We start from the raw sequence: 4,697 nt of genomic DNA, 5'->3' as shown, positions 1-4,697 counted from the left end.
GAATAAACATAGATCATCGCCCGGACCATATCCTCACACTGGGTGGCGTTGAGGCCCTCGGTGTCCATAATCCAGCGGCGTTGGTCGTCTATATCGAAGCTATCGATCTTGTCGTAGCAGTCGTATTCCGATACCACCTCGTATTCGCATTCCTTGTCGAGCACATTGAACATCAGGTCCAGGCAGTATTGGGCCAGAATCGGGTCTTGGCAGTAGAGCTCGCCGCGCTCGAAGTCGTGTTGCCATTCTTTTAGGATGTCTTTGACCGACTCACCCTTATCGAGCAAGTCTTGCAGCGGCGGTGCATCGGGGCTGTATTGGCCCATTTCAAAGTCGATCAGCCAGTCTTCCTCCGGGCGCACCAGTACGGTCTTGTATTGGCCGTCGGGCAGGGACCAGGCGATGGCATAGGGGTAGCCAGTTTCGACATCGGTGACTTCAAAAGCGATAAAGGTTGGGATATTCATGGGCAGGCAGGCTGTTAGATTGAATAAAGGCGGATGATCGCACGAATCGGGCGGGGCTTCTAGCGCTGACCGAGCTCAGCCGCTGCAGGCGGATCGACCGGGCTGTGCTAAGATACCGGCAAATTTTAGAGCAACGTCCCTATGTCCGACAGTGATGAGCGCATCAGCCGGGATTTTTTCGCCCGAGACCCCGACGAACAGGCCGATTTCCTGCACAATACCTGGTGTAACACCTGCCGAGAAATTGACTTGGGCATGGTGCATCCGGTCGAATACGAGCTCTTGGAGCGGATCTTTATCGAAGGGCAGTGTGCAGTGTGTGGCGAGCCGTCCATTACCGAGCTGGTCGAAGGCGATGAAGATGGCCCCGACGAGGATGCACAGGAAGGCGAAAGCATCGACCTGGATGCGGACCCCAGCGCATGATACCCGAGTTAGAGGTAATCTTTGAAGACGAGTGGCTTTTGGTGGTCGATAAGCCGCCAGGCCTGCTGATGCACCCTTCTTGGCTGGATCGACACGAGACTGACACGCTGGCCCGCCGGGTGAAGACCTATTTGGCCGGCCAGAATCAGTTCGGCAAGGTGCATACCGTGCATCGGCTCGACCGCCCGACCAGCGGCCTGGTGATTATTGCCAAAACCGATACGGTCGCGCGGCACCTGGCCGAGCAGTTTCGCGCTCAGTCGGTGCAAAAAACCTATTGGGCCATCTGCCGCGGTTTTGTGCCCGAACAATTGGCCGTGGACTATGCCCTGACCGAGCAGTTGGATAAGATCGGCGATAAGTTCGCCGCCAAAGCGCCGGAAGCCCAGTCGGCCCAAACCGATTTTCGCCGTCAGGGCTGTGCGGAATTGGCCTTGCCGGTCAGTCGCTATGCTCAGAGCCGTTATTCTTGGGTGGTCTGCAGCCCCCACACCGGCCGTAAACATCAGATACGGCGGCATTTAAAGCATATTCGCCATCCGATCTTGGGCGATACCAAGCACGGCTGCCGCCACCATAATAAGGTGGCCTTGGCCGAGCTGGGGGTGACCTCGTTGGCATTACGGGCGGTGAGTATCGGCTTTCAGCACCCGGTCACCGACCGTTGGCTCGAGGTACAAGCACCGCTGACCGAACTCTGGCGCCAATGGTTGGTGCGCTTCGGCTGGCGTTAAGAGATCCATAAATAACCTGTATTAACGGTCCTGCCGCGCCAATAGTTGCCGTCGCGATAAGGCCCGGGTAAACAATCACAGCCATTCAATCCATTGGAGAAGTAGATGCACGGTCATTCGGGTGGTTCAGAACCCTCAGATAAGGTAAAACCACTCGATCTAGGTTTGGTCCTGCGTTCCCTCTGGCCTTATCTATGGGCCTTTAAGGGGCGAGTCGGCCTGTCGCTGGTGTTTTTGGTGCTTGCCAAGCTGGTTTGGGTGGCCATGCCCTGGACCATGAAGCATATAGTCGACGGGCTCGATAGCGCGCAGAGCCAGCTGATTGCGGTGCCCTTTCTGTATCTGTTCGCCTACGGTTTTTTCCGCTTCGGGTCGGTGGCCTTTTCGGAGATTCGCGATGCCATCTTCTCTCGGGTTACCGAGCGCGCGACGCGCTTGGCCTCATTGCAGGTCTTTGAGCACTTGCACCAGATGGACCTGGAGTTTCACCTGAGTCGGCAAACCGGCGGTATCAGCCGCGATATAGAGCGCGGCACCAGCGGCATCCATTTCTTATTGCGCTTCTTGGTGTTCAATATAGTGCCGACTTTGCTTGAACTGGGCATGGTGACCGCCATTCTGGTGGTGGCCTTTAATGTTTGGTATGCGGTGATTACCCTGTTCGCCGTGGTGACCTTTATCTTCTTTACCGTGCTGACCACCGAATGGCGCAACAAGTTTATCCGCGAAGCCAACAGCCTCGACAGCCAGACCAGTACGCGCGCGATCGACTCGTTATTGAATTTTGAAACGGTCAAGTACTTCGGTAACGAGGCCTGGGAGGCCCGAGAGTACGATAAAAATCTCGCCGTCTGGGAAACCGCGCGACTCAAGAACCGCATGTCGTTACTGGCCCTCAACACCGGTCAGGCCGCCATTATTGCCGTGGCGCTTACTTTTATGATGGTCATGGCGGCCCAGGATGTGGTCGCCGGCACCATCAGCATCGGCGATCTGGTGATGATCAACGCCTACACCATTCAGATATTCCTGCCGCTGAATTTTCTCGGCTTTGTTTATCGAGAAATTCGCCGTGCGCTGACCGATATTGAAAAACTCTTTGGCCTGCTCGATAAGAAGCCGCGCATTATCGATGCGCCGGGCGTGGCCGAGCTGAGCATGGGACCGGGCGCCATCTCGCTCAAGGATGTGCGTTTTGGTTATCATCCGGAGCGGGAGATTCTCAAGGGTATTAATCTCGAGATTGCGCCGGGCACTAAGGTGGCCCTGGTCGGTGGCAGTGGGGCGGGCAAGTCGACCCTGGCGCGCTTACTGTTCCGTTTTTACGATACCGACAGCGGTGCCATCCTGTTCGACGGTCAGAATTGTCAGGCGGTCAGTCAGCTGTCGTTGCGCCGGGCCATCGGCGTGGTGCCGCAGGACACGGTGTTGTTCAACGATACCATCTTCAACAACGTCCGTTATGGCCTACCCGATGCCAGCGATGAGCAAGTCTGGCACGCCATTCGTATGGCCCATCTGGAAGCCTTTATTCTGTCCTTACCCGATAAGGAACATACCCGGGTCGGTGAGCGCGGTCTTAAGGTCTCCGGCGGCGAGAAGCAGCGCATCGCCATTGCCCGAGTGTTGCTCAAGAACCCGCCGATTCTGATTTTTGATGAGGCCACCTCGGCGCTCGATTCTCATTCCGAACAGGCAATCTTGACCGCCATGAATGAGGTGGCGCAAAATCGCACCACGGTGGTGATCGCCCATCGATTGTCGACCATTATCGATGCCGATGTTATCGTCGTGATGCAGGACGGCCAGATTGCCGAGCAAGGTCGCTTTAATGAGTTGCTGGCGCAAGACGGGGTCTTTGCCGGCATGTGGCATCAACAGCAGCAGCGTGATGGCCAGGCCGTCTCGATTTGACGCCATCCCCAATCCGCCGTGCCAGCGGTCTGGGTCGGTCACGGCACGACGGGTTGAATGCGACCAAGGCACTATAGAACTCACGACCAAATGAGATAAGGTTGGGCCCCATGACAGATCAACTCTTAAGCACACACAAGACCGGCGCCCTGTGGCAGATCCGTTTGGATCGTCCCAAGGCCTTAAATGCCTTGAATCTGGACCTGCTCAAGCAACTCGACGCGGCCCTGGCCGCCGGATTTGCCGACCCTGAGGTCAAAACCATTTGGCTCGATAGCCAAGCCGCGCGCGCATTCTGTGCCGGTGGCGACGTTAAGGCCTTAGCCCTGGCGCTGATCGATGAGCCCACGGACGATGCCAAGCGCCAGCTGGCGACTGAGTATTTCGAGCTGGAATACGCCATTGACCTGCTTATCGAACAGAGCCCGAAGCCAATAGTGGTCTTTGCCGAAGGCATTACCTTCGGCGGCGGTTGGGGCCTGTTTGCCGGTGCCAACCTGAAGCTGTGCAGCGACAGCGCAACCTTTGCCATGCCGGAAATTCAGATCGGTCTGTACCCAGATGTCGGCGCGGCGCATTTTCTGCAACAGGGCGACTGGCGCCTGGGGACCTTTTTGGCGATCAGTGGCATCACGCTCAGCGCCGCCGAGGCACTGGCGCTCGGTTTTGTCGATGGCCTGATCACGCACGACTATGCCCAGTCATTGCAACAGCAGTTGAGCGCGGGCTTGGCGCCGAGTGAACTGGATATACTGTCGGTCGATCCGCGCATCGAGCCGCTCTATCAGCAGTGGCACAGCGCCCTGCAGCTCTTGCCGAAGACCGGCACCCTGAGTGATTGGCTGGTGATTGCCGAACAGAACAGTCAGCTTGAGCCCTTTGCGCGCGCCATCGACAGTTGGGCCACCGGCTCGGCCTGGTCGATAGCCCTGACCTGGCAGCACTTTAGCCGTCAGCGCGGTAAAACGCGGGCCGAAGTACTGGTGCAAGAGCTGGTGACCGGCGCCAATGCCTGCGCGTATCCGGAGTTTGTCTTAGGTGTGCAGGCCAAGCTGATCGATAAGTTGCCGCGCGCCGACTGGGCCTATGACCGGGTGGAATCGGTGCCCATTGACGAACTGAACGCCGTGTTAGCGACGCCACCGATCGCCTAGGC

4 protein-coding genes and 1 pseudogene are annotated in these 4,697 nt (G+C 57.4%); 4 read left to right on the top strand and 1 reads right to left on the bottom strand.

Translation table 11 applies throughout. From position 1 onward, the window contains the following. Window positions 1-467: pseudogene (locus tag AC4FIC_RS14205) on the bottom strand (hypothetical protein); the annotation flags it as partial. A 141-nt stretch (window positions 468-608) separates the two neighbouring features. Here AC4FIC_RS14205 and AC4FIC_RS14200 point away from each other — a divergent pair. The 4 genes from AC4FIC_RS14200 to AC4FIC_RS14185 all read left to right on the top strand — a co-directional run bounded on the left by AC4FIC_RS14200 (window position 609) and on the right by AC4FIC_RS14185 (window position 4,695). Further along, window positions 609-893: a hypothetical protein gene (locus AC4FIC_RS14200; RefSeq protein WP_490359427.1), complete on the top strand. Its 285-nt coding sequence runs from the start codon at window positions 609-611 to the stop codon at window positions 891-893. Next, complete coding sequence (locus AC4FIC_RS14195; protein ID WP_100256968.1) at window positions 890-1,627, top strand: pseudouridine synthase; 738 nt, start codon at window positions 890-892, stop codon at window positions 1,625-1,627. Before AC4FIC_RS14200 ends, AC4FIC_RS14195 begins: the two co-directional genes overlap by 4 nt. A 105-nt stretch (window positions 1,628-1,732) precedes the next feature. Beyond that, window positions 1,733-3,541 carry an ABCB family ABC transporter ATP-binding protein/permease gene (locus AC4FIC_RS14190; RefSeq protein WP_100256969.1) on the top strand — a complete coding sequence of 603 codons (1,809 nt, stop codon included), beginning with the start codon at window positions 1,733-1,735 and terminating at the stop codon, window positions 3,539-3,541. Window positions 3,542-3,651: 110 nt separating this feature from the next. Beyond that, window positions 3,652-4,695 (top strand): enoyl-CoA hydratase/isomerase family protein, encoded by a 1,044-nt coding sequence (locus tag AC4FIC_RS14185; RefSeq protein WP_476195652.1) that lies wholly within the window; start codon window positions 3,652-3,654, stop codon window positions 4,693-4,695. Window positions 4,696-4,697: the final 2 nt, after the last annotated feature.

Source organism: Reinekea sp., from assembly GCF_982785585.1.
The sequence above is the reverse complement of the archived record's forward strand: the minus strand, read 5'-3'. Positions and strand labels throughout refer to the sequence as shown.

Excerpts from the sequence above, each read along its gene's own strand:
- AC4FIC_RS14185 (WP_476195652.1), top strand. The coding sequence starts at position 3,652 with ATGACAGATCAACTCTTAAGCACACACAAGACCGGCGCCCTGTGGCAG.
- AC4FIC_RS14200 (WP_490359427.1), top strand. The coding sequence starts at position 609 with ATGTCCGACAGTGATGAGCGCATCAGCCGGGATTTTTTCGCCCGAGAC.
- AC4FIC_RS14190 (WP_100256969.1), top strand. The coding sequence starts at position 1,733 with ATGCACGGTCATTCGGGTGGTTCAGAACCCTCAGATAAGGTAAAACCA.
- AC4FIC_RS14195 (WP_100256968.1), top strand. The coding sequence starts at position 890 with ATGATACCCGAGTTAGAGGTAATCTTTGAAGACGAGTGGCTTTTGGTG.